The 22995-nt window shown below is 70.3% G+C and carries 22 protein-coding genes; 13 read left to right on the plus strand and 9 right to left on the minus strand.

The genetic code is table 11. The features are described from left to right. The first annotated feature begins 50 nt into the window (after window positions 1–50). On the plus strand, window positions 51–596 hold the full coding sequence (locus tag GWI24_RS17820) for a GIY-YIG nuclease family protein (RefSeq protein ID WP_210946936.1): 546 nt from the start codon (window positions 51–53) through the stop codon (window positions 594–596). 96 nt (window positions 597–692) lie between these two features. Here GWI24_RS17820 and GWI24_RS17825 read toward each other — a convergent pair whose 3' ends face one another. Continuing rightward, window positions 693–1475, minus strand: a complete 783-nt coding sequence (locus GWI24_RS17825; RefSeq protein WP_210946937.1) for a GntR family transcriptional regulator — start codon at window positions 1473–1475, stop codon at window positions 693–695. Continuing rightward, the gene (locus GWI24_RS17830) at window positions 1472–2014 is read right to left on the minus strand and encodes a GntR family transcriptional regulator (protein ID WP_210946938.1); all 543 of its coding nucleotides are present in this window, start codon (window positions 2012–2014) and stop codon (window positions 1472–1474) included. Before GWI24_RS17830 ends, GWI24_RS17825 begins: the two co-directional genes overlap by 4 nt. Window positions 2015–2172: 158 nt before the next feature. Between GWI24_RS17830 and GWI24_RS17835 the strand changes: the two genes are divergently transcribed. Together GWI24_RS17835 and GWI24_RS17840 are read left to right on the plus strand one after the other, a co-directional pair. Beyond that, window positions 2173–2577: an ATP-binding protein gene (locus tag GWI24_RS17835; RefSeq protein ID WP_210946939.1), complete on the plus strand. Its 405-nt coding sequence runs from the start codon at window positions 2173–2175 to the stop codon at window positions 2575–2577. Beyond that, window positions 2574–2858, plus strand: coding sequence for a hypothetical protein (locus GWI24_RS17840; RefSeq protein WP_210946940.1), 285 nt, complete (start codon window positions 2574–2576; stop codon window positions 2856–2858). Before GWI24_RS17835 ends, GWI24_RS17840 begins: the two co-directional genes overlap by 4 nt. Before the next feature lie 179 nt (window positions 2859–3037). Here the strand turns inward: GWI24_RS17840 and GWI24_RS17845 are convergent, their stop codons facing one another. Continuing rightward, window positions 3038–3577: a GNAT family N-acetyltransferase gene (locus tag GWI24_RS17845; protein ID WP_210946941.1), complete on the minus strand. Its 540-nt coding sequence runs from the start codon at window positions 3575–3577 to the stop codon at window positions 3038–3040. Between the two features lie 137 nt (window positions 3578–3714). Beyond that, window positions 3715–4326: a DJ-1/PfpI family protein gene (locus tag GWI24_RS17850; RefSeq protein WP_210946942.1), complete on the minus strand. Its 612-nt coding sequence runs from the start codon at window positions 4324–4326 to the stop codon at window positions 3715–3717. Window positions 4327–4491: 165 nt separating this feature from the next. On the opposite strand from GWI24_RS17850, the gene GWI24_RS17855 reads away from it, so the two are divergent. From GWI24_RS17855 to GWI24_RS17865, 3 genes are all read left to right on the plus strand, one after another. Next, window positions 4492–5277 (plus strand): GntR family transcriptional regulator, encoded by a 786-nt coding sequence (locus GWI24_RS17855; RefSeq protein ID WP_210946943.1) that lies wholly within the window; start codon window positions 4492–4494, stop codon window positions 5275–5277. Window positions 5278–5279: 2 nt separating this feature from the next. After that, on the plus strand, window positions 5280–6038 hold the full coding sequence (locus tag GWI24_RS17860; RefSeq protein ID WP_210946944.1) for a glycosyltransferase: 759 nt from the start codon (window positions 5280–5282) through the stop codon (window positions 6036–6038). Window positions 6039–6126: 88 nt separating this feature from the next. Continuing rightward, window positions 6127–6741 (plus strand): dihydrofolate reductase family protein, encoded by a 615-nt coding sequence (locus GWI24_RS17865; protein ID WP_210946945.1) that lies wholly within the window; start codon window positions 6127–6129, stop codon window positions 6739–6741. A gap of 12 nt (window positions 6742–6753) precedes the next feature. Here the strand turns inward: GWI24_RS17865 and GWI24_RS17870 are convergent, their stop codons facing one another. The 4 genes from GWI24_RS17870 to phoU form a co-directional block, all read right to left on the minus strand. Then, on the minus strand, window positions 6754–7677 hold the full coding sequence (locus GWI24_RS17870; RefSeq protein ID WP_210946953.1) for an FkbM family methyltransferase: 924 nt from the start codon (window positions 7675–7677) through the stop codon (window positions 6754–6756). A 281-nt stretch (window positions 7678–7958) separates the two neighbouring features. Further along, complete coding sequence (locus GWI24_RS17875; protein WP_210946946.1) at window positions 7959–12146, minus strand: AAA family ATPase; 4188 nt, start codon at window positions 12144–12146, stop codon at window positions 7959–7961. Window positions 12147–12669: 523 nt separating this feature from the next. Beyond that, window positions 12670–12900, minus strand: a complete 231-nt coding sequence (locus GWI24_RS17880) for a hypothetical protein (RefSeq protein WP_198277023.1) — start codon at window positions 12898–12900, stop codon at window positions 12670–12672. Between the two features lie 591 nt (window positions 12901–13491). Further along, entirely contained in the window at window positions 13492–14169 is a 678-nt protein-coding gene (gene phoU, locus GWI24_RS17885; protein WP_210946947.1) for a phosphate signaling complex protein PhoU, read from the minus strand. Between the two features lie 324 nt (window positions 14170–14493). On the opposite strand from phoU, the gene GWI24_RS17890 reads away from it, so the two are divergent. Together GWI24_RS17890 and GWI24_RS17895 are read left to right on the plus strand one after the other, a co-directional pair. Further along, the gene (locus tag GWI24_RS17890) at window positions 14494–15789 is read left to right on the plus strand and encodes a cell wall metabolism sensor histidine kinase WalK (RefSeq protein ID WP_020870425.1); all 1296 of its coding nucleotides are present in this window, start codon (window positions 14494–14496) and stop codon (window positions 15787–15789) included. Beyond that, window positions 15786–16466, plus strand: coding sequence for a response regulator transcription factor (locus GWI24_RS17895; RefSeq protein WP_014061580.1), 681 nt, complete (start codon window positions 15786–15788; stop codon window positions 16464–16466). Before GWI24_RS17890 ends, GWI24_RS17895 begins: the two co-directional genes overlap by 4 nt. Before the next feature lie 320 nt (window positions 16467–16786). Here GWI24_RS17895 and GWI24_RS17905 read toward each other — a convergent pair whose 3' ends face one another. Continuing rightward, entirely contained in the window at window positions 16787–17494 is a 708-nt protein-coding gene (locus GWI24_RS17905) for a DUF461 domain-containing protein (protein ID WP_210946948.1), read from the minus strand. A 599-nt stretch (window positions 17495–18093) separates the two neighbouring features. Between GWI24_RS17905 and GWI24_RS17910 the strand changes: the two genes are divergently transcribed. The 5 genes from GWI24_RS17910 (at window position 18094) to rlmB (ending at window position 22984) form a co-directional block, all read left to right on the plus strand. Continuing rightward, window positions 18094–18576: a CarD family transcriptional regulator gene (locus GWI24_RS17910; RefSeq protein ID WP_009716930.1), complete on the plus strand. Its 483-nt coding sequence runs from the start codon at window positions 18094–18096 to the stop codon at window positions 18574–18576. 322 nt (window positions 18577–18898) lie between these two features. Next, complete coding sequence (ispD, locus tag GWI24_RS17915) at window positions 18899–19693, plus strand: 2-C-methyl-D-erythritol 4-phosphate cytidylyltransferase (RefSeq protein WP_210946949.1); 795 nt, start codon at window positions 18899–18901, stop codon at window positions 19691–19693. After that, window positions 19683–20180 (plus strand): 2-C-methyl-D-erythritol 2,4-cyclodiphosphate synthase, encoded by a 498-nt coding sequence (ispF, locus tag GWI24_RS17920; RefSeq protein WP_210946950.1) that lies wholly within the window; start codon window positions 19683–19685, stop codon window positions 20178–20180. The genes ispD and ispF overlap by 11 nt, the downstream gene beginning before the upstream one ends. Before the next feature lie 309 nt (window positions 20181–20489). Then, entirely contained in the window at window positions 20490–21887 is a 1398-nt protein-coding gene (cysS, locus tag GWI24_RS17925) for a cysteine--tRNA ligase (protein WP_210946951.1), read from the plus strand. A 146-nt stretch (window positions 21888–22033) separates the two neighbouring features. Further along, a complete protein-coding gene (gene rlmB / locus GWI24_RS17930; protein WP_210946952.1) occupies window positions 22034–22984 on the plus strand; it encodes a 23S rRNA (guanosine(2251)-2'-O)-methyltransferase RlmB in 951 nt (316 codons plus the stop codon). Window positions 22985–22995 lie beyond the last annotated feature (11 nt).

Genomic DNA, 22995 nt, shown 5'->3' on the forward strand with positions numbered 1-22995 from the left:
GCGCTGAGCAATAGCCTGGGGCGGTCAGCCGTGGCGTGCCTGGAGGTTTCGTGGAAGCTACCGCTCTCACCAGCCCCGACCGGTTGTGGTCGGCGCAGGAGGTCCTGACGCGTCCAAGCCCTGTCCCGGCGGTCGCGGGAGTCTACGGGTGGTACTTCGAGCAGCCGCCCCACCCGGACTTGGACGCACGGTGCCTGCTCTACGTCGGCATAGCGCCGCGGTACATGGCGAACCGCACCAGCACCCAGAACCTGCGCAAGCGGGTGCGGTACCACTACCGGGGCAACGCGGCCGGCTCGACGCTGCGGCTCACGCTCGGTTGCCTGCTCGGACTTGAACTGCGCCGCGTGGGCAGCGGTAAGCGGATGACTTTCGGCAAGGCCGGCGAGGCCACCCTGAGCCAGTGGATGGCGGACAACGCCCGAGTGTGCTGGGTCGAGCAGGAGGAGCCATGGGCCTTGGAGTCACAGCTCATCTCCCAACTCGACCTACCGCTGAACCTCGACCAGAACGGCCACAACGCGTTCCACAACCGCCTGAAGGAGCTGCGGGCCCAAGCACGCCAGCAGGCGCGGGAGTTGCCCATCAGCGCGTAGGCCGTCGGCTGCCGATGGGCCGTCCTGGGCCGCCGTTGAGCCCTTAACGGCGAAAACACCGAGGTCACCTACCGGCCGGGCATCCACAGGAGGCGGTCAGGAGGGAGTGAACTCGTACTGCAGCTCGTAGAGGTGCCCCGCCTTGGCCATCACCGTCGCTTCGATGGGGCGCTCGCCGTCGCTGTAGACAACGCGCAACGTCCGCAGGACGGGAAGGTTTCCCGGCAGACCGAGCACCGTGTACTGCTCCTGCGTCGGTACGCGCGCGGAGACCTTGTCGACGCTGAGGCGGGGCGGGTAGCCCAGCTCCGCGAGGAGGGCCGGGGTGCCGCCCTTGATCTTCCAGCGGTCCATCATCGCCGTCCCGCGAGCCAGCTCCAGCGGGTAGTACGACTTCACCAGCTCCACCGGCTCGTCGTCCAGGAGCAGCACCTGTGCCCGCAGCAGCGCCGTGCCGTCCTCCGCAAGACGCAGCGCTTCGGCGACGTCGGCGGGCGGGCGGATCTCGGTGACGTCGAGGAGCCGACTGCTTCCGCGAGCCTGGTGGCCCGCCGCGGCCTCGCTGATCCATCGGTACGGCTCTCCGGGTGCGGCCGGGGCCATGTACGAGGCGGGGCGCATGGTGCGCTGCCGGTGTTCGCGCACGGTGACGGCCGCTCCGGCGCGGCCGACCGCCAGCCCTTCGTCCTTCAGGAGCTGCAGGGCTTTCTGCACAGTCGCGTTCGAAGCGGTGAACCGCTCCTTGAGCTGGGCGGTCGAGGGAAGCTTGGCGCCGGGAGGAAGGTCGCCGGACATGATCTCGTCGCGTAGGTCGGCGGCGATCCGTTCGTGCAGCGACCGCCGGTCGACTGCGTCCTGTTCGGCCTTCGGCACGGTCATCCCATCCTGAGTTCGTAGCGCAGGCGCTGGCGTTGGGCGGGCATGGTGATCAGGTCGGCCTGAATGGCCCGTTCGTCCTCGTCGAGCACGACCCGCTCCAGGCACAGCACCGGCTCCTCCGCGCCGGTCCCCAGCAGCTCCCGCACCTGCGCGTCCGGCATGCGCGCTGTCACGTCCTCACGCACCCGGCGCCGCACATGCCCCAGCTCGGCGAGCAGCGCCACCGCGCCTCCGCGGATCTTCGCGGTGCCCGCGAGGCCGGTGCCTGCGGCGATATGCGCCGGGTAGTAGGAGTCGATCAGCTCGCACGGCTCCTCGTCGAGGTACATGATCCGGCGCCGTACGACGACCGTATCCCCGTCCTCAAGTCCGAGAAGGCGGGCCACGACACCCGGAGCGGAAACCTCCCCGGCATGCAGAATGCGCTGCGTCCCACGCCTCCCGCGCGCTGCCGCTTCCTCACCCCATGCGTCGCCCTGACCGCCCTCAACGGGCCGTAGATAGGGCATCGAGGAACTGATCCACGCATCGCTGGCCACTGAGCCCCTCCTCAAGCGTGATCGACACTCGCCGACCTTGCCGCTTTACACAGTAAGCGACCCCTTGGCCACCACCTCCAGAGAGTACCTCGCTACCTTTCGCGAATAGCGATAAGGTGATGCCGCTCTCACACCCAGCTCTGAGGCGGTGACTCGCCATGCCCCTGATGCGGCAGCAGTTCTTCACGCGACGCAAGCCATCCATTCGCGCAACGCGACAGTTCGTCATCCGCACGCTCGCCGAGTGGGGGTATGTCGACCGCCTGGAGGAGATCCAGTTATGCGTATCGGAGATCGCCACCAACGCCCTCCTGCACGGTGTGCCGCCGGGCCGGCTGTTCCGGGTACGGATCGAGGCGGCCGAGGAAGAGGTGCGCATCGAAGTACGCGACTCCGGTCCCGGCCGACCGGCCGCGCAATCCCCCCGCACGGACAGCGAGAACGGCCGTGGCCTGCTGCTCGTTGGCGAACTCGCGGACGCCTGGGGCGACATCGAGCACACGGTCGGCAAGACGGTCTGGTTCACCATCAAGGCAACACCACCTCAGGGGCGCACCCAATGACGGCCCACCCCGAGATCAGCGGCGCCTCGGACCTCGACCAGCTTCACCGCGACGAGATCACCGTGACGATGAACTGGGTTATCCGCACCTGCCAGGACATCATCCGCGACCACAGTCACAAGACCTTCTGGGCCCCCGCCGGAACCTCAACCGGCACAGCGCCAACCACGGACCACCTGATCGAGTCGGCCCGCACCGACGTCCTCAACAAGCTCAGGCGCCAACTCGACGGCGCCGACGCCATCATCAGCAACGCGGAACATGAACGCGCCAAGCCCTAGCCGTTCTAAGACCATGGAAGGGGCTTGATGGTGATCAACGTCGACAACTGCCAGGCTGGGACAAGGCCGCACGCGCCCACTTCTTGGTCACACTCGAAGAAACCCGTGCGGCCGCTGTCACGTCACGGCCGTGGAAGACGACCTCGCGGGCCGAGGCGGGGCCACCGCACCGTTGCGGGTCAGGCTTTCGCAGGAGTGCTCGCCGTCGCCCCCGGCGGGCGCATCATGAAGACATCGATCGGGTCCTGGGCTTCCACGAGGAATCCGTGGCGCTCGTAGAGTCGACGGGCAGCACTGCCCTGCAAGACGTTCAAGCCCACGGTCATGCCCTGCGCGTCCGTTCGCTCCAGTACCGTGCGCAACACAGCGGATCCAAGCCCTCGGCCCTGACGGTGCAGAGCAAGGTAGAAGTGCTCCAGCCACTGCCTGCCTTCGGCGGGCCGGACGGTGACACAACCTGCCAGTTCACCGTCGATCATGATGATCGACGTGTGCTGCGGGGAGAAGGAGTCCCGCAGCCGCTGCCGTACCCGGTGCTCGTCGTAGCGCCCAAGGCGTTCCAAGTCCGCACGCATGACCGTGGCCCGCAACTCCGCGATCACCTCGATGTCCGCTGCCACCGCAGAACGCAGCACCCAGCCCTCGGCGTGCGCCGACGTGGTCCGCGCGGGCACTGCCATGTCCGATCGGGTATCGCTCCCCATCACCCCAGCATCCATGGCCGGAGTATCTCAGTCCGCCTGCTCCGAACAGACATATGAGCGTCTCGGCCCGCACTACCCGATCCCGCTGCGACTTCAATCGCGGACTGGGGCGTCAGGCGAAGCCGCTGCCGGGAAAGCTGATGCGCCGGGCGTCAGCTCAGGGCGGCTTCGCCCGTGTGGACCGCGCGCAGGGCCCGTTCCACGGTTTCCTGGTTTTCGCCGACCGGGGCCACGTAGTCGAGGACGCCGCGCGCGGCCTCGTCGCCGAGGGTGCGGGTGATCACCCACGTGCCCAGGTACTGGGACGCCAGGCAGCCGCCCGCCGTGGCGATGTTGCCCTCGGCGTGGAAGGGGACGTCCAGGACGGTGACGCCGCTGGCTTCGACGAAGGGGCGGGTCTTGATGTCCGTGCAGGCGGGCATGTCGTCGAGCAGCCCTAGCTTGGCGAGGACCAGTGCGCCGGAGCACTGGGCACCGATCAGCTGACGTGACGGGTCGAGGGGGAGCCTGGAGATCAGGCGGTCGTCGGCGACCACGTCGCGTGTCTTCACGCCGCTGCCGATCAGTACGACGTCGGCTTCGGTCACGAACTCCATCGGGCGCTGGCCGGTGACCTCGACGCCGTTCATGGAGGTGATGACCGGCGTCGGCGTCGTGATGAACGCCTCCAGGCCGTCCTTTCGGCACCGGTTGATCAGCGCGGAGGCGATGAAGCTGTCGAGTTCGTTGAATCCGTCAAAGGTGACCACGGCTACCTGCGGCATGGCGTCTCCCTCACGTACGGCAGGCAAGGACGCTACCTCGCGTCCCCCGTGCCACGTCGCGGGCCAATCGGCTGTCGGTGGCTCTTCCTGCCGCCCAAGACCTCTTGAGGACTTACGCTGAAAACGGTCCGCAGCGGCCGCACAAGCGAGGACGGTGGGCTACGCATGGCCAAGTACGAGCAGCTCGCGGATGCCCTGCGCCAGAGCATCCGTGCAGGTCAGCTCGGACCCGGGGAGCGGCTCCCGGCCGAGGACAAGCTCGCGGCGTGGTATCGGACAAGCGTGCCGACGCTGCAGCGCGCGCTGTCGGAGCTGGTGGCCGAGGGGTTGATCGACAGGCGGCACGGGGTGGGGACGTTCGTACGGACGCCGCGCCGGCGGGTCGAGCGGAGCAATGAGCGGCACCAGTGGGAGAAGGACCGGGCCCGCCGGTCCAGGGCGGAGCGGCTGCGGACCGGGTCGACCGAGCACGACACCGGGCTGGACGTCGGCGACCTCGCCTTTCATGCCGAGTACCGCGACGCGAAGGCCGACGAGGACCTGGCGTCGGTCTTCGGGATTCCCGTGGGCACGCGGCTGCTGGAGCGGATCTACCGCACCAACTGCCGCGAGGAGGACGCGCCGTTCGCGCTCGTGCACTCCTACCTGGTCCACGACGTCGTGGCCGCCAATCCCGACCTGCTCGACGCCGCCCATGAGCCCTGGCCCGGCGGCACCCAGAATCAGCTCTACACGATCGGCATCGAGCTGGACCGCATAGAGGAACGGATCACGGCCCGGCCGCCGACGGTGGAGGAGGCGGAGGCGCTCGGCCTCAAGAAGGGGGTATCGGTGATCGTTCTCCGGAAGATCTGTACGGACATCGACGATCGGGTTGTCGAGGTCTCCGACGTGACGCTGTGCGGTGACCGTACGGAACTCGTCTTCACCACGCCCCTGAAGAGGTGGTGACCATGCCGAACACCATCACCGTCATCACCGCGGTCCACGCCCCGGGCGCGGTGCATCTGCCGGACGCCCACAAGTCGCTGCGCGAGCAGGAGCTGCCGGACGGCTGGGACTGGCAGTGGGTCATCCAGGAGGACGGCGAGACCGACGCCGTACGCCCCTACGTCCCCGACGACGCCCGCGTCAGCTTCGGCCAGGGCCGGGCCGGACGGGCCGCGATGGCGCGCACGATGGGGCTCTCCCGGGCCGAGGGCGCGTACATCAAGGTGCTGGACGCCGACGACATGCTCACCCCCGGCGCCCTCGCCCGCGACCTCCGCGCCCTCACCGACCACCCGGATCTCGGCTGGGCCACCTCCCGCGCCCTGGACCTGCTGCCCGACGGCTCCACCGTCGGCTTCGAGGGCGATCCGCCGCAGGGTCCCATCGCACGCGGCGCGGTCCTCGAATTCTGGCGGGCGAACGGCCACCGCGCCCAGGTCCACCCCGCCACCCTCTTCGTACGCCGGGACCTGCTCCTCGCCCTCGGCGGCTGGATGGCCCTGCCCGCCTCCGAGGACACCGGCCTCCTCATGGCCCTCAACGCGGTCAGCCGCGGCTGGTTCACCGCCGAGACGGGTCTGCTCTACCGCAAGTGGCCCGGCCAGGTCACCAGCCAGTCCGCCCACACCGACGCGGCCGAGCGCGCGGCACGCTTCGCGGTGGTCGAGGCACGGGCCCGGGTCCTGGCCGCCATGGACGGCTGGCGCTACGACATACGCTGAACCCGCTCGCCGTCACCGATGAGTTTGTGCGGCCTCCCCGGTCTGAGAGGAGGAAGAGCTCACCGACCGCATCCCACGGAGGGGCACCATGAGGAAGATCACCGCCAGCCTGTTCATCTCGGTCGACGGGGTCGTGGAGGCGCCCGACCAGTGGCACTTCCCCTACTTCAACGACGAGATGGGCGCCGCCGTCGACGCGATCCTCGGCACGGCCGACACCCTCCTCATCGGCCGCAAGACCTACGACAGCTTCGCCGGAGCGTGGCCGGACCGCGAGGCGGCGGGCGGTGAGGACGCCCACTTCGCCAAGAAGCTCGGCGACGCCCGCAAGATCGTCCTGTCGCGCCAGAACCTCAGCTTCACCTGGCGGAACTCCGAGCAGCTCAAGGGCGACTTCGCCGACGCCGTCAGCGCGCTGAAGAACGAACCGGGCGGAGACATCGCCCTCAGCGGCTCGGTCTCCGTCGTCCGGCAGCTCATGGCGCACGGTCTGCTGGACGAGCTGCACCTGCTGGTCCACCCGATCGCCGTCCGCAAGGGCATGCGGCTGTTCGACGAGAGCGAGACCACGCTCCCGCTCAAACTGCTCTCCTCCGCCACCTTCAGCACCGGTGTGCTGCACCTCGTCTACGCCCCGGCCGAGCAAACCGCCGATGCCACCTACGAGGACGCCAGGACCCACCTGCCCCAGGACGACCAGTAGACGCCCGAGCCCTCAGGGCAGCGTCTCCGCGTCGACCCGGGAGAAGACCAGGTCGCTTTCCTCGGTGACCGGCCCCCGCCAGCGGACCGGAACCTCCGGGGCGCGCCGCAGGGCGTCCGGGTAGCTGCCTGCCGCGTAGTCGTTGGGCAGGCGGTAGACGTGGAAGCCGTGGTCCTTGAGGGCGGTCAGCAGGTCTTCGACGGAGTCGCCCAGGTCGGACATGCGCTGGGGGGTGACCTCGACGGTCAGTTCGGCGTCGGGGCGCAGTTTGTCGAGGAGGGGGACGAGGCCGCGGACCACGCTGCCTTCCGCGCCCTCCACGTCGATCTTGATGACCCGGGCGTTGGTGATCTCGTCGTCGGTGAGGAGGTCGGGCAGGGGCTGGGCCGCGATCTCGAAGGTGGACTCGGCGGGGCCGTCGTAGGGGACGACGCTGTTGGCGCCCATGTTGCGGGAGCTGGCGAGGATGAAGGTCAGCAGCTCGTCGCGGTCGGAGACGGCCGCGTTGAGGGCGCGGATGTTGGTGCGGTCGTTGCGCCGGGCGTGGCGCTGGAGGAGCTGGTGGAACGTCGGTGAGGCCTCGATCGCCACCACCGTCCCACTGCGCCCGACCAGGCGGGAGGCGAGGACGCTGTAGTAGCCGATGTTGGCCCCGACGTCCACGAAGACGTCCCCGGGCTTCAGCCGGCGCTGGAGCCACCGCGTCATATGGGGCTCCCAGACGCCGAAGAGGTAGAGGTACCGCTGGATGAGGTCCTGGGTGTCGACGGCGAAGGTGGCGCCGAAGCGCGTACGGGCCAGACGGTGCAGGGGGCGGTCCCGCAGGGCGGCGTTGAGGTGGCGCTCGACCAGGGCCCGCTTTCCGGCGCTCCAGGGCGCGTGGCGGACGTACTCGCGGCCGAGGTCAAGAGCGGCCTGGTCGACGAGCCTGCGGATCACGGGGTCTCCAGGTGGGGGAGGCGTCTTCTTGTGGTGCGTGCGGTCTCGTTCGGTGTCGCCGCACCGGTGCCCAGTGTCCCCCGGACATGCCCACGGACAGGCCCACGGACAGGCCCACGGACAGCCCCCGGACATGGAAGCGCCCGACCGCTGGCGACGGGGGATGCACCAGCGGTCGGGCTGTACCTAAGAGTAACGCGGCCGCCGGGATGGGGAAGCCGACTCCTCCCCCCGGTGAGCAGTTGTGACCGCGATCACGCAACGTTCGCGCAACGTCGTTACCGACCGCACGGAGGCGCATACGAGAGCCGGGAGAGGTATTCGTCCCATTTCTCCGGGGTCAGTACGCCTCGCGTCATCGAGCAGATGCGACGCACCGCCTCGTCCACGTCCAGGCTCCACAGCCGGACCGTGTCCGCGCCGCTGGACACCCCGAGCATCCGGCTGTGCGGGCTGAACGACAGGAAATTGCCGGTCTTGGCGTTGGGGCTCAGCGACTGGCCGATGGACGTGGCCTTGGACGGGACGGTGACGTCCCACAGCCGGACCGCGTTGTCGTTGCCGCCGCTCGCGAGTGTGCTGCCGTCCTGGCTGAAGGTCAGCGACACGATCGCGTCGGTATGGCCGGTGAGCGGGGATCGCAGCCGGGTCACCCTGCCGGCGTCGGTGACGTCCCAGAGCCGGACCGTGTTGTCGTCGCTGCCGCTGGCCAGCGTATGGCCGTCCGGGCCGAAGACGAGCGCGTTGACGGGGCCGAGGTGGCCCGTGACCGGCGCGCCCCGCGGGGTGGCGTGGCGCGGGTCGGTCACCTTCCACAGCCGGATCGTGTTGTCCGCGCTGCCGCTGGCCAGTGTGCGGCCGTCCGGGCTGAAGACGAGGGTGTTGACGTAGCCCCGGTGGCCGGTGAGCGGTTTGCCGAGCCGGCGGACATGCGACGGGTCGCTGACGTTCCACAGCTGGATGGTGTTGTCGTTGTACGCGGTCGCCATCATGCGCCCGTCCGGCGTGAAGGCCAGCGCGCCCGCGAACCGGGTCCGCAGGGGGATGGGCGGCTTGTACGGGACGGGCCGGGCCGGATCGGTGACGTTCCACAGCCGCACCTGGCGGTCTCCGGTCATCATCGCGAGGGTGTGGCCGTCCGGGGTGAACGTCAGCTCCCGCACCGTGCCCTCCCCGGGGTCGAACGGCTCGCCCAGCGGCACCGGCCGGTTGGGATCGTCCACGTTCCACAGCCGGACCTTCTCGTCGCGCCCGGCCGTGGCGAGCACCCGCCCGTCCGGGCGGAACACCCCGACCCGGCCGACCATGTCCGACGTCGGGATCGACCACAGCCGGACCGTGTTGTCGCCGCTCCCGGTGGCGAGGGTCCGCCCGTCGGGGCTGAAGCCCAGGGCGTACATCTCGCCGCTGCTCCCCGCGAGCGGCTCGCCGACCTGCGACGGATACGCCGGATCGCTGACGTTCCACAGACTCGCCGTACTGTCCTGGCTGGCGGCGGCGAGCATGGATCCGTCCGGGCTGAAGGACACCGACCATATGGGGCCGATGTGGCCGGTGAGCGGCGAGCCAAGCGGCTCCGCGTGGCGCGGATCGCCGACGTCCCACAGCCGGACGGTGTTGTCCGCGCTGCCGCTGGCGAGGGTCCGGCCGTCCGGGCTGAACGCCACGGAGTGGATCAGGTCCTTGTGGCCGGTCAGCGCCTTGCCGATCCGCTTCGGACGGCGCGGGTCGGCCATGTTCCACAGCCTGATCGAGGCGTCGTCGCCACCGGCCGCGAGCGTCCGCCCGTCGGGGCTGAAGGCCACGGAGCGCACGGCGGCGGTGGCACCGGTCAGCGCGCCGATCGCCTTCGGCCGGCCCGGGCGCCTCATGTCCCACAGGCGCACCACGCGATTCTCCGTGGCGGTGGCCAGCGTGCGCCCGTCCGGGCTGAAGGCGAGCAGATAGATCGTGCCGTCGTGGTGGGAGAGGGGCGCGCCGAGCGGGCGCGGATGGCGGGGGTCCCGTACGTCCCACAGGCGGATCGTGCCGTCGTCGCCGGCGCTGGCGAGGGTTTGGCCGTCCGGGCTGAAGACCGCACTGCTCACCCAGCTCGTATGGCCGGTGAGGGGCTTGCCCAGCGGTTTGGGGCGGGTCCGGTCCTTGACGTCCCACAGCCGGACGGTCCGGTCGTAGCTGGCGGTGGCCAGCAGCCGCCCGTCCGGGCTGAACGAGGTGAGGTAGACGGCGCCGGTGTGGCCGTGCAGCGGTGTGGCCAGCGGCGCGTTCACCACTGACAGCAGCCGGTTCCTGGTGGCCTCGTCGTGCGGCCGCAAGTCGTGTGCCACCAGGGCGAGCTGGGCGGACAGCGACGGATCCGTGTTCTGGAAGCGATCGGCCTCGGTGACCACCTGCTCGAACACCGCGTCGTCCCGCTGCTGCCACGCGACCACCGCCGTACCGGCGGCCAGCACCGCCAGCGCGACCAGAGCCGACACCGCGCCACGGCGGAGCCACACCGTGCGCCTGCGCAGCCGGACCGAAGCGGCCAGGAACTCCACCGCGCTACGGGTCAGATAGGTGCCGCCGGCGGTCTTCGCCCAGGTGTGGGCCTGCTCCAGCCGGGAGCCCCGGTAGAGCAGGGACGAGTCACGGTTCGAGCCTTCCCAGGACCGGCCGTCCTCCTCCAGCCGCTGGCGCACCAGATGGTCGTTGCGGTCCTCGTCGATCCAGTCGCGCAGCCGCGGCCAGGCGTGGAGCAGCGCCTCATGGGTGATCTCCACGGTCTCGGCGTCGAGCGTCACCAGGCGGGCGCGTACCAGCGTTTCGAGCGATTCCTCCGTCTTGCCCGGGTCCGTCGACTCCCTCGCCAGCTGGTGCCGCGTCCCCCGTCTGCGGGTGGCCTGGGTGTCCTCGCCCAGCCGGACCAGCCGGAGGAGCAGCAGCCTCGCGGCCGTGCGCGCCTCGGAGTCGAGGCTGGACCAGGCCCGCTCGGCGGTCGCCGCCACCGCTCCCTGGATGCCGCCCGCCGCGCGGTAACCGGCCAGCGTCAGCCGTCCGCCCTTCCGTCGCTGCCAGGTGGCGAGCAGGGCGTGGGAGAGGAGCGGCAGTACGCCCGCGTCATGCGTCCCACGAGGGCCGTCGGCGCTCACCTCCCGGACGATCAGCTCCGCGAGCCCCGGTTCGAGCTCCAGGCCCACGGCCTTGGCCGGGCCGGTCACCGCCTCGCGCAACTCGGCGGTGGTCAGCGGCCCGAGCACCATGTGCCGGTGCTGGAGCGCGTCGGCCAGTTCGGGGTAGCCCAGGCACAGCTCGTAGAAGTCGGCGCGGATGCCGAGGACGACGAGCACGGGGGGCGGCTCGCCGGGGCCGGCGGGGGTGCATGCGGCGTGGAGGAGCTGGATGAACGTGCGCCGGTCGGCCTCGTCCGAGCCGAGGGTGAACGCCTCCTCGAACTGGTCCACGATCACGACGGGGCGGGCGTCGGAGGACGGCGTCTCGCGGTCCGCCCATGCGGTGACGGCCTCGCGGACCGCGTGGGCGAATTGCGGGGTGCCGGGTTCGGCCGCTGGTTCGTGTGCGGTTGGTTCGTAGGCGGCAGGTTCGTGTGTGGCTGGATCGTTTGCTTTCGGTTTGTCTGTTGTCGGCGCGTCTGCTGTCGGTGTGTCTGCTGTCGGCGCGTCTGCTGGTGGGCCGTCAGCCGCGGCTTCGCCCGCGTCCGGTTCCGCTTCCGGTTCGTCCGTTTCCGGTTCCTCCGCCATGGGGACCACGCGCGCGAGTTCGGGGATATGGCGGGCCAGCTCCGCGAGCGGGTCGCCGCCCGGGACGAGTTGCAGTACGCCCCTCGCCCGGCCGTCCCCGTCGCCCGGCGCCCCGGTGCGCAGCGCGGGCACCAGACCGGCGTTCAGCAGCGAGGACTTCCCCGCCCCCGAAGCGCCCACGAGCACGACCAGGCCGCCCGTCTTCTCCGCCGCGTGCAGCTGGGTGACCAGGGCGTCCGTGCTCCGCTCCCGGCCGAAGAACCACCGGGCGTCCTGCCGGCGGTACGAGGCCAGGCCCCGGTACGGGCATACGCCGCCGGGGACCGCGGGGCCCTCGGCCGGGGGCCCTTCCTCTTCTTCCGCCGACGGGGCGGGGCGGTCGCCGACCGGGTCGGCCAGCGCACGCTCCCAAAGCCGCTGCCAGCGGGCCATGTCGTACAGGCCCGGGGACACCGGTACGGGCCGCGAGCGCCGTGCGTCGGGTATCAGGACGTGCAGGACGGCCGCGAGGGCGGCGAACTGGGCGGGTACGTTCTTTGCTCGTCGCCAGTCGCTGATCCGCTGGGCGGAGACCCGTACGGGACGCCCCCGCTCATCGGTCCGTTGGAGTCGGACGACCGCCTCGGCCACGCTCTTGAGGGGAGGATTACCGGCCTCCCTGTACAGCAGCGCGAGGCGTTCCGCGAAGGCTATGCGTGCCCCCGAGTCGGAACTCAAGGTCTCCACTCCTTACTTCCCCCGCGCTGGACATCCGGACCGGAAAACTCACTTTATATGGCTGACCAGCGGAGAAACCGGCAGCGTGATACCGGAACCTCCTCGGTGGGAGGCACAGCTGGCAGGATCATGGCGCGATAGCGCATCCACCACGAGCCGTCCAGCCAGGCCATCAGCTCAGCGCACGGAGAGACAACCCATGGCACCGCATGTTCTCGGTCAGCTTTCGTCGCGGTCACGAGACGGTGGTCACGGGCGCGTCGCATGAGCCCTGGAGATCCGTGAAGCCGGTCCCATCGGGACGGCAGTCGCATCGACCACGGATCCGGCCCCCCGATCCGCACCCGTACGGCGCGGATCGGCACCGCTCCAGCGTTCGGCACCGGTCCCCACGAGGGGAGGGACCGGCGCCGGACGTTGTGGCGGTTCTGTCGTCTCCGCTATGTCATCTGAGCGCGCGCGTCAGCCGGGCGCGTACGTGAGCCGGGCGCGTACGTGAGCCCGGCGGCGTGTGTCATCCGGGCGGCGTGCGTCATCTGGGCGCGGCGGGCCAGTCGTCGGGGCCGCCGCCGTTCCATTCGATCAGCTCGGGGTTGTCGAGGGGTGCGGCCTCTTCCATCACACCCGCGCGGTGCAGGAGTCGCCGGAGCTCGTCCGGGCTCACCACCACTCCGACGTCGGCGCCGTCGATCAGCACACGGCGGCGGCCGTCCAGCGGTTCGTCCACCACGACGCGGGGCGGGGCCGGGGTCTTGTCCTCCATCAGTCTCCTAGCGAGGGGACCACCGGCTTCAGCCGGTGGGGGAATCGCATCCCTGGGCCGTGATATTTCCTCTTGTCCCGGAGGGATCGGTTCGGGCTGGACCGCACCCTTCGGGTTGGAAGCTCCCCTCCTTCAGGTGGAGAGCGGAGTCACAGGACCAGGCTCGCCGCTTCCGGCTCCGACCGCACCACGGGCGGGACGTGCCGGGGCCGACGCAAGAGAAGTCCGGGAGACACGATGGAGGGCCTGGGACCGGTCGCCGGTCCCAGGCCCTCCATCGTGTCGGTTGTATCGGTCGCGCCGGTCAGCCGCAGTTGCCGCCGCACTGGCACGGGCCGCCGGACTGACAGCCGCAGCCGCAGCCCGAGCCGCAGCCGCATGCGCCGACGGGGTGGGTCGGAGCGGGTTCGGGCTTGGAGAGGTCCGCCATGCGTCTCCTCCTCGGGAGGGGTCACGTCACCTGCTGCTCATGGTGCCGACGACCCGGCGGCCGAGTGCAGGGGCGCGTCGACGGCGCTTTGATGCACACCGTCGCAGACGCTCACGCCCCGTGGCCGCTCGCGCCCCTCGGCGGTCACGTCCCTTCGGCGGTCACGCCCCCTCGACGTCCCCCTGCGCCGATATCTCGTCGGCGTGCTCACCGGTGACCAGGTAGACCACGCGCTTGGCGACCGAGACCGCGTGGTCCGCGAACCGCTCGTAGTAGCGGCCCAGCAGCGTGACATCCACGGCCGTCTCGATGCCGTGCTTCCAGCGGTCGTCCATCAGGTGCTGGAAGAGGGCGCGGTGCAGCAGGTCCATCGCGTCGTCGTCCTGCTCCAGCTGGAGCGCGAGGTCGACGTCCTTGGTGATGATGACCTCGGCGGCCTTCGCCATCAGCCGCTGGGCGAGCTGGCCCATCTCCAGGATCGTGGCGTGCAGATCGTGCGGCACGGCCGTGTCCGGGAAGCGGAGCCGGGCCAGCTTGGCGACGTGCTGCGCGAGGTCGCCGGAGCGCTCCAGGTCGGCGCTCATCCGCAGGCTGGTCACCACGATCCGCAGATCGGTGGCGACCGGCTGCTGCCGGGCGAGCAGGGCTATCGCCCGACCCTCCAGATCGCGCTGCAGATCATCGACCTTCTCATCGGCGGCGATGACGCTCTCGGCGAGCTTGAGGTCCGCGTCGAGAATGGCAGTGGTGGCACGGCCGATGGCCGAACCGACGAGCCGGGCCATGTCGACCAGGCCGTCCCCGATCGAATCAAGCTCCTCGTGGTACGCGTCCCGCATCACTGACCTCTTTCACTGACTCTCGGTGACGATCTTTGACAGGCTCTGACAGGTTTCCTGGCAGTTCTCCGTGGCTCATGCCCCGGGGCCCCACACTTCCACGCTCCGGCCGAAACGCGTCCGCTTCCGGCATCGGGCGTTAATCACACCTGATGCACAGGTGAACTCTCGGCAACGCAGCCCCGGCTGCCCCGTGTGAAGCCCGCTCGGCGAAACGTCCGGAGTGAACCGATACCGACTCCTCGGTGAACTCTCGGCAACGTCTGACCGAGGGGATCGTCACGGGGCTGTGGAGGGGTCTCGCCGCCCGCATAACCTGGACGCATGAACGTGAACGCGGCGATCGCCGCAGTGGCGGCGCTCGCCGGGTTGTGCACCGGCGTCATCGCCATGCTGGCGTTCCGCTGGAGCGAGCGTGAACAGGCGAAGCCTACGCGCTCCTCGCTGCATACCGACGCCGTGTTGCCGCCCGGCGTGGACACAGTGCTCTCGGTACTGCGTTCCTCGGCCGTCGTCCTCGACGAAGCGGACGCCGTCGTCAAGGCCAGCTCGGCCGCGTACGCGCTGGGCCTGGTGCGCGGCGGCAAGCTGGCCGTCGAGCCGATGCTGGCGATGGCCCGCGACACCCGGCGGGACGGCGAGATCCGGCAGATCGAGCTCGATCTGCCGCGCCGTGGCACCGGCCGGGGCGGCGACGCGCTCGCGGTCTCCGCCAGAGTGGCCCCGCTGGGCTCCCGGCTGGTCCTGCTGCTCGTGGAGGACCTCACCGAGGCCCGCCGGATCGAGGCCGTACGACGCGACTTCGTCGCCAACGTCAGCCATGAGCTCAAGACCCCGGTCGGCGCGCTGTCCCTGCTGTCCGAGGCCGTGATGGACGCGTCCGACGACCCGGAGGCGGTCACCCGCTTCGCCGGGCGGATGCAGGTCGAGGCGACCCGCCTGACCAGTCTGGTCCAGGAGCTCATCGACCTCTCCCGGGTGCAGAACGACGACCCGCTGGAGGACGCCGAGCCGGTCCGGGTGGACGAGCTCGTCGCCGAGGCCATCGACCGGTGCCGCCACCAGGCGGGCACCAAACAGATCACGATGGCCACGGGCGGCACCGCCGATCTGCACGTCTGGGGCAACCGCGGCCAGCTGGCCGCCGCGCTCGGCAATCTCGTCGAGAACGCGGTGAACTACAGCCCGGCCCGCACCCGCGTCGGCATCGCCGCCCGCCGCATCCCCGCGACCGGCGGGGACCTGATCGAGATCGCCGTGACCGACCAGGGCATAGGCATCTCCGAGAAGGACCGCGAGCGGATCTTCGAGCGCTTCTACCGGGTCGACCCGGCCCGCTCGCGGCAGACCGGCGGGACCGGGCTCGGGCTCGCCATCGTCAAGCATGTGGCCGCCTCGCACGGCGGGGAGGTCACCGTGTGGAGCGCCGAGGGACAGGGCTCCACCTTCACCCTGAGACTCCCGGAAGCCGGTGCGGCGCGGGACCGGGACCGCTCGCGGAGCGAGACGCGCGAGTCGAGCGAGTCGTACGACACCGGAGACCTCGACGGCGAGGACCACGGCCGGCCGTACGAGACCTTCACCAATGAACCACTCTCAGCCCCGGAGGTCCTTCCGTGACCCGAGTTCTGGTCGTCGAGGACGAGGAATCGTTCAGCGACGCGCTGTCGTACATGCTTCGCAAGGAGGGATTCGAGGTCGCGATCGCGACCACCGGCCCCGAGGGGCTCGATGAGTTCGAGCGGAACGGCGCCGACCTGGTGCTGCTCGACCTGATGCTGCCGGGCCTGCCCGGTACGGAGGTCTGCCGCCAGCTCCGCGGCCGGTCCAATGTCCCGGTGATCATGGTGACCGCCAAGGACAGCGAGATCGACAAGGTGGTCGGGCTGGAAATAGGCGCGGACGACTATGTGACCAAGCCCTTCTCCTCGCGCGAGCTGGTCGCCCGGATCAGAGCCGTGCTGCGCCGCCGCGGTGAGCCGGAGGAGATCACCCCGGCCGCCCTGGAGGCCGGGCCGGTCCGGATGGACGTCGACCGGCACGTGGTCACGGTCGGCGGCGGCAAGGTGGACCTCCCGCTGAAGGAGTTCGACCTGCTGGAGATGCTGCTCCGCAACGCGGGCCGGGTGCTGACCCGTATGCAGCTGATCGACCGCGTCTGGGGCGCGGACTACGTGGGCGACACCAAGACCCTCGACGTCCACGTCAAGCGCCTCCGGGCCAAGATCGAGCCGGACCCGGGTGCGCCTCGGTATCTGGTGACGGTGCGGGGTCTGGGCTACAAGTTCGAGCCGTAAAGCCGGCCTGAGCGCCGGGCCGCCGGACGGAGTCCGGCGCAGCGTCCCGAAGCCGTGAGGCCCGCTAGGGCCGAGTGGTGCGAGGGGTGCACGCGGAGGGGGCTCGAGCCGGACCCGGGTGCGCCTCGGTATCTGGTGACGGTGCGGGGTCTGGGCTACAAGTTCGAGCCGTAAACCGGCCCGGTCGAGCCGTAAAAAGATCGGCTCGGACGAGCCGTGACAAGCGGCTCATGCGCGAGGGCGGCCCTGGAAAGGTCCAGGGCCGCCCTCGCGCATGTCTGGGCGGGTCTCAGAGACCCGCGGAGACCCGCCAACGGGTCTCAGCGATCGCCGCCGTTCGGGTTGGGCTCGCCGGACGCGATGCCGTTGGGGGCGCCGCTGCTCTCCTCGCCGCCGGGCTGGCCGCTCGCCGTGCCGGACGGGGTGCCACTGGGCTCACCACTGGCGGTGCCACTGGGCGTACCGCTCGGCTTGCCGCTGGGCGTCGCCGAGCCCGACGGCTTGGCGGTCGGCAGCTCGGACGGGCCCCAGCCCTTGAAGTAGCTCTTCGCCGGGACCACGAACGCGGTGATCGGGACGTTGCCGGTCGAGCTGAGGTCGAAGACGACCCGCTGCGCATTGCCGTCCCGGGTGGCCTCGCGCCCGTCGCTGATGACGGCGGAGGCGTTGCCCTCGCCGCCGAAGGCCACCGAGCCGCCGTGCGGCACCACGACCGGGCCCTTGCCCTTGGCCGGGGAGAGCTTCACCCGAGCGCTGGTGCCGGGGAGGGTGACGGCCTTGACGGTCTGGTCGTTCTTGCCGTTGTTGAAGATCCGGCCGGTGACGACGGCCGGGCCCTTGGCCGTGCGGTCCGGCTGGGTCACCACGGTGGCGTTCTGGATCTTGATGTCCCCGACGGACGTCGCGGCGTTGTCGGGCTTGACCTCCAGCGTCTGCGCGTCGTTCCCGGCTCCGCAGGCGGAGAGCGGGGCGACCGAGACCACGATGGCGGCTGCGGCGAGGGCGCCGCGTCGAAGGCTGCTGCTCACGGCGGCGGCATCTCCTAGGACGAGGTAAAGGTTGGATCAGCGCGCTTAGATTACCGATCCGCCCTCTTCGGCCCGCACCCGACCCGCCCCAAGGCGTTCGGCCCCGGGGCGGCACGCCCGTACGCTGCCGGTTCCGGCGCGCTTCCCGGGTGCGTTACGCGGTCCGTACGGCGCCGTCCCGAACTCCCGAATATCGGCTCGACCGGTCGCGCGGGAGATTATCGGTAAGGAATCCATGCATGTCCGAGAATTGATCACAGACTTGATCCGCGGTGTGTGATCAACTCCGTGATCAATTCGCGAATCGGGGCCGGATCCCTCGCTCCTGATCCGAACGGAGTAGCGGAAGTCCATCGACTGGACTCCGGCAAAACGGGACGTACGGCCACTCGTCCGGGCTTCTTCCGGCGCGTAACGGGCGGGTTTCGGGGTGCCCGGACAGCCGCTCCCACCTGCGAATACCCGGTTCCGCGGGACCCGCGCAGCACGTTCCTGCCGCACTTGTCAAGCCCCGAGATATGCCCTGACCTGCGAAAACGCCATTCAGAAGAAGGCGTTCCCGTGTTACCCTGGATAGCCACGGAAGGGGTACCTGTCACATGACGTTCAAGGTTGGCGACACCGTGGTCTATCCCCATCACGGGGCCGCGCTGATCGAGGCCATCGAAACTCGCCAGATCAAAGGCGTGGACAAGACCTACTTGGTGCTGAAGGTCGCTCAGGGTGACCTGACGGTTCGTGTGCCGGCGGACAATGCGGAGTTCGTCGGTGTGCGTGATGTGGTCGGCCAGGACGGGCTGGACCGGGTCTTCGAGGTGCTGCGTGCACCGTATGCGGAAGAACCGACGAACTGGTCCCGTCGCTACAAGGCAAATCTCGAGAAGCTCGCCTCCGGCGATGTGATCAAGGTTGCCGAGGTCGTGCGTGACCTGTGGCGCCGAGAGCGTGAGCGCGGACTCTCCGCCGGTGAGAAGCGCATGCTCGCCAAGGCCCGCCAGATCCTGGTGAGCGAGCTCGCCCTCGCCGAGAGCACCAACGAGGACAAGGCCGAGGCCCTGCTCGACGAGGTTCTCGCGTCCTGACAAATCAATGCCGTGGTGCCCGAGTGACTCAGACGTGAATTCCCGCTAAATCGTCTGTCGCCGGGCGCTGCGGCATGCGTACGTGCCGGACGTCGTTGACCCCCTGGGCGATCTCCTTTGATCCCCCGAGCGATCTCTGAGCCCCCGGTCCATCGCACCTGGTGCCGATGCGCCACCGCGCGCACGGTGCGCGGTGTAGGTGTGCCGGGCCCGGGCAGCTGGCTCGACCAGTCGTCACGGAAGGGGCCGGTCGGGGCATCGCGCCCGGCACGCTGTGGCCATACCCATTTCGGCTGAGGAAGCAAACCTGAACGCCAACTCAATGTCCGCAACACCGGATCACGGTGGCTCCGGCGCGTCCGGGCGAACCGCCCGCACCGCCGCAGTGATCCCCGCCGCGGGCCGCGGCGTGCGGCTGGGCCCGGGCGCCCCCAAGGCGCTGCGCCCGCTGAGCGGTACGCCCATGCTCGTCCACGCCGTACGGGCGATGGCCGGATCCCGCTCCGTCTCCCTCGTCGTCGTGGTCGCCCCGCCGGACGGCGCCGACGAGGTGCGGCGGCTGCTGGACGCGTATCCGCTGAGCGGCAGCCTCGGCGACACCACCGAGGTGGTCGTCGTGCCCGGCGGCGAGACCCGCCAGGAGTCGGTGCGCAAGGGGCTGGCCGCCGTCCCCGAGACCGTCACCACCGTGCTGGTGCACGACGCGGCGCGGCCGCTGGTGCCCGTGGACACGGTGGACGCGGTCGTCGCCGCCGTACGGGACGGGGCGCCCGCCGTCGTCCCGGCACTGCCGCTGGCCGACACCGTGAAGCAGGTCGAGCCGCGCACCGGGGAGCGGGCCGGTGAGCCCGAGCCGGTGGTCGGCACTCCCGAGCGCGCCCTGCTGCGCGCCGTCCAGACCCCGCAGGGCTTCGATCGCGCCACGCTCGTCGCCGCCCACGAGAAGATCGTCCTGGAGGGCGAGGGCGCCACGGACGACGCGGGCATGGTGGAGCGGCTCGGCGTCGAGGTCGTGGTCGTCCCCGGCCACGAGGAGGCGTTCAAGGTGACCCGGCCGCTGGACCTGGTGCTGGCCGAGGCGGTCCTGGCCCGCAGGAGGGCGAACGATGGCTTCTGACGCGGCGATGCTCCCCCTGGTGGGCATCGGCACGGATGTGCACGCCTTCGAGAAGGGCCGTGAGCTGTGGTGCGCCGGGCTGCTGTGGGAGGGCGAGGAGTACGGACTGGCCGGGCACTCCGACGGCGATGTGGCCGCGCACGCCGCCTGTGACGCGCTGTTCTCCGCCGCCGGGCTCGGCGATCTCGGCGCCCACTTCGGCACCGACCGCCCCGAGTGGTCCGGCGCGGCCGGTACCACGCTGCTCGCCGAGGCCGCCCGGATCGTCCGGGACGCGGGCTTCGAGATCGGCAATGTGGCGATCCAGGTGATCGGCGTACGCCCGAAGATCGGCAAACGGCGCGACGAGGCGACGAAGGCGCTGACGGCGGCCGTGGGCGCCCCCGTCTCGGTGTCCGGTACCACCACGGACGGGCTGGGCCTGACCGGCCGCGCCGAGGGGCTCGCGGCGATCGCGACGGCGCTGGTCTTCCGGCGGCAGCGGTAGCGCTAAGCAGGTCGGAGGAAGTCCGCTACGGTTCGGGCAGCGCCCCGAAGGGGCGCGGGGAACTGCGCGACCAGCCACGATGCGGCCGCAGACGCACGACGGCATCTCGTGGCACTTCCCGCGGAGCGCTTAGCGGCGACCGGTGGTCCGCGCGGGGCGCGTGGGTGCCGCGGTGGTGGCGCCGCCCGGCGCTCAGGGATGGGCGCGCGGATGCGTCCGGAGTGTCACCCGCGTCCCGAGTGTCACGCTTCTGTGTCCCCGTGGGGGAAGGGGCACGGGGCACCGTTCACTTCCCACTACCCTTGATGCGTGACTATTCGCCTGTACGACACCAGCGCCCGGCAGATCCGTGACTTCACCCCGCTCAAGCCGGGCTGCGTCTCGATCTACCTGTGCGGCGCGACCGTGCAGGCAGCCCCGCACATCGGGCACATCAGGTCGGGGCTGAACTTCGACATCATGCGCCGCTGGTTCGCCCACCGCGGCTATGACGTGACGTTCATCCGCAATGTCACGGACATCGACGACAAGATCATCGCCAAGTCGGCGGAGCAGAAGCGCCCCTGGTGGGCGATCGGCTATGAGAACGAGCGCGCCTTCAACCAGGCGTACGACATCCTCGGCTGCCTGCCCGTGACCTATGAGCCGCGGGCGACCGGTCATGTCCCCGAGATGATCGAGATGATGCGGGAGCTGATCGACCGGGGTCATGCGTATGCCGCCGAAGGCAATGTCTACTTCGATGTGCGCTCGTTCCCCGAGTATCTGAAGCTCTCCAACCAGGATCTGGACGGACTGCGCCAGCCCTCCGGCGAGGGCGAGACCGGCAAGCGCGACCCGCGCGATTTCGCCATGTGGAAGGCGGCGAAGCCGGGGGAGCCCAGCTGGGAGACCCCGTGGGGGCGCGGCCGTCCCGGCTGGCACCTGGAGTGCTCGGCGATGGCGCACAAGTACCTCGGGCGCGCCTTCGACATCCACGGCGGCGGCGTCGACCTGATCTTCCCGCACCATGAGAACGAGATCGCGCAGGCCAAGGCGTTCGGCGACGACTTCGCCGCCTACTGGGCGCACAACGCCTGGGTGACCATGAGCGGCGAGAAGATGAGCAAGTCGCTCGGCAATTCGGTGCTGGTCTCCGAGATGGTCAAGCGCTGGCGTCCGATCGTGCTCCGCTACTACCTGGGCACCCCGCACTACCGGTCGATGATCGAGTACAGCGAGGAGGCCCTGCGCGAGGCCGAGTCGGCGTTCGCGCGGATCGAGGGCTTCGTCCAGCGCGTGGTGGAGAAGGCCGGGAACGTCGAGCCCGCCGCCGAGGTGCCGCCGGCCTTCGCCGAGGCGATGGACGACGACCTCGGGGTGCCGCAGGCGCTCGCGGTCGTCCACACCACCGTCCGCCAGGGGAACTCCGCCCTGACCGCCGACGACAAGGAGGCGGCGGTCGCCCGGCTCGCCGAGGTGCGGGCCATGCTGGGCGTGCTGGGCCTCGATCCGCTCGATGAGCACTGGGCGGGCGGTTCGGACCGCGGTGAGGATCTGCACGGCGTGGTCGATTCCCTCGTCCGGCTGGTCCTGGAGCAGCGGCAGGCCGCGCGGACCCGTAAGGACTACGCGACGGCGGACGCGATCCGTGATCAGCTCCAGCAGTCGGGTCTGGTGATCGAGGACACCCCGTCCGGGCCGCGCTGGGAGCTGGGTACCCGCTGACCTCGCTGTTTGTGCCGCCCGCCGCGTCGGGCGGCACACTTGTGACCGTACATACGACCGTACGACCGTAGACGCGTGTGGCGTCCGACGTTTTTCCGTTGCCGTTTGCCGAGCAGCGCTGAGCAGTGAAGAGACAGGTGACATTCATGGCCGGCAACAGCCAGCGCAGGAACCGCCGTACCAGCAACAAGAAGGGCGCGACGGTCGGCAGCGGCGGTAAGCGGCGCCGCTCCCTCGAGGGCAAGGGGCCCACCCCGCCCGCCGAGATGCGTAAGGGACACGCCAAGCAGCGGATGGCCAACGCCCGCGCCCGCCAGGCCGCCAAGCGCCCCGTCCCGCGGCGCGGCGGCAAGGGCACGAACGAGCTGGTGGTGGGCCGTAACCCGGTGGTCGAGGCGCTGCGCGAGGGCGTTCCGGCGAACACGCTGTATGTGCAGCAGTTCGTCGACAGCGACGACCGGGTGCGCGAGGCGCTGAAGGTCGCGGCCGACCGCGGCGGCATCCACCTCATGGAGGCGCCCAAGGCCGAGCTGGACCGGATGACGAACGGGCTGAACCACCAGGGCCTGGTGCTCCAGGTCCCGCCGTACGAGTACGCCCACCCCGAGGACCTGAGCGCGGCCGCCTTCGACGAGGGCGAGGACCCGCTGATCGTCGCCCTCGACGGCGTCACGGATCCGCGCAACCTGGGCGCGGTGGTCCGCTCGGTGTCCGCCTTCGGCGGCCACGGCGTGGTCGTACCGGAGCGGCGCGCGGCCGGGATGACCGCGGGCGCCTGGAAGACCTCCGCGGGCACCGCCGCCCGCACCCCGGTCGCCCGTGCGACCAACCTCACCCGGACCCTGGAGGCCTACCAGAAGGCGGGCCTGACGGTGGTCGGGCTGGCGGCGGACGGCGATGTCGAGCTGCAGGACCTCGAGGTGCTGGACGGCCCGGTCGTGATCGTCGTCGGCAGCGAGGGCAAGGGGCTGTCGCGGCTGGTGGGCGAGACCTGCGATCTGCGGGTGCGGATTCCGATGCCGGGTGGCGCGGAGTCGCTGAACGCGGGCGTGGCGGCGGGCGTCGTTCTGTACGAGGCGGCACGGCGCCGGGCGTAGGCGGCACGGCG

This window comes from Streptomyces sp. MK37H (genome assembly GCF_018035285.1).
Classification (GTDB): domain Bacteria; phylum Actinomycetota; class Actinomycetes; order Streptomycetales; family Streptomycetaceae; genus Streptomyces; species Streptomyces endocoffeicus.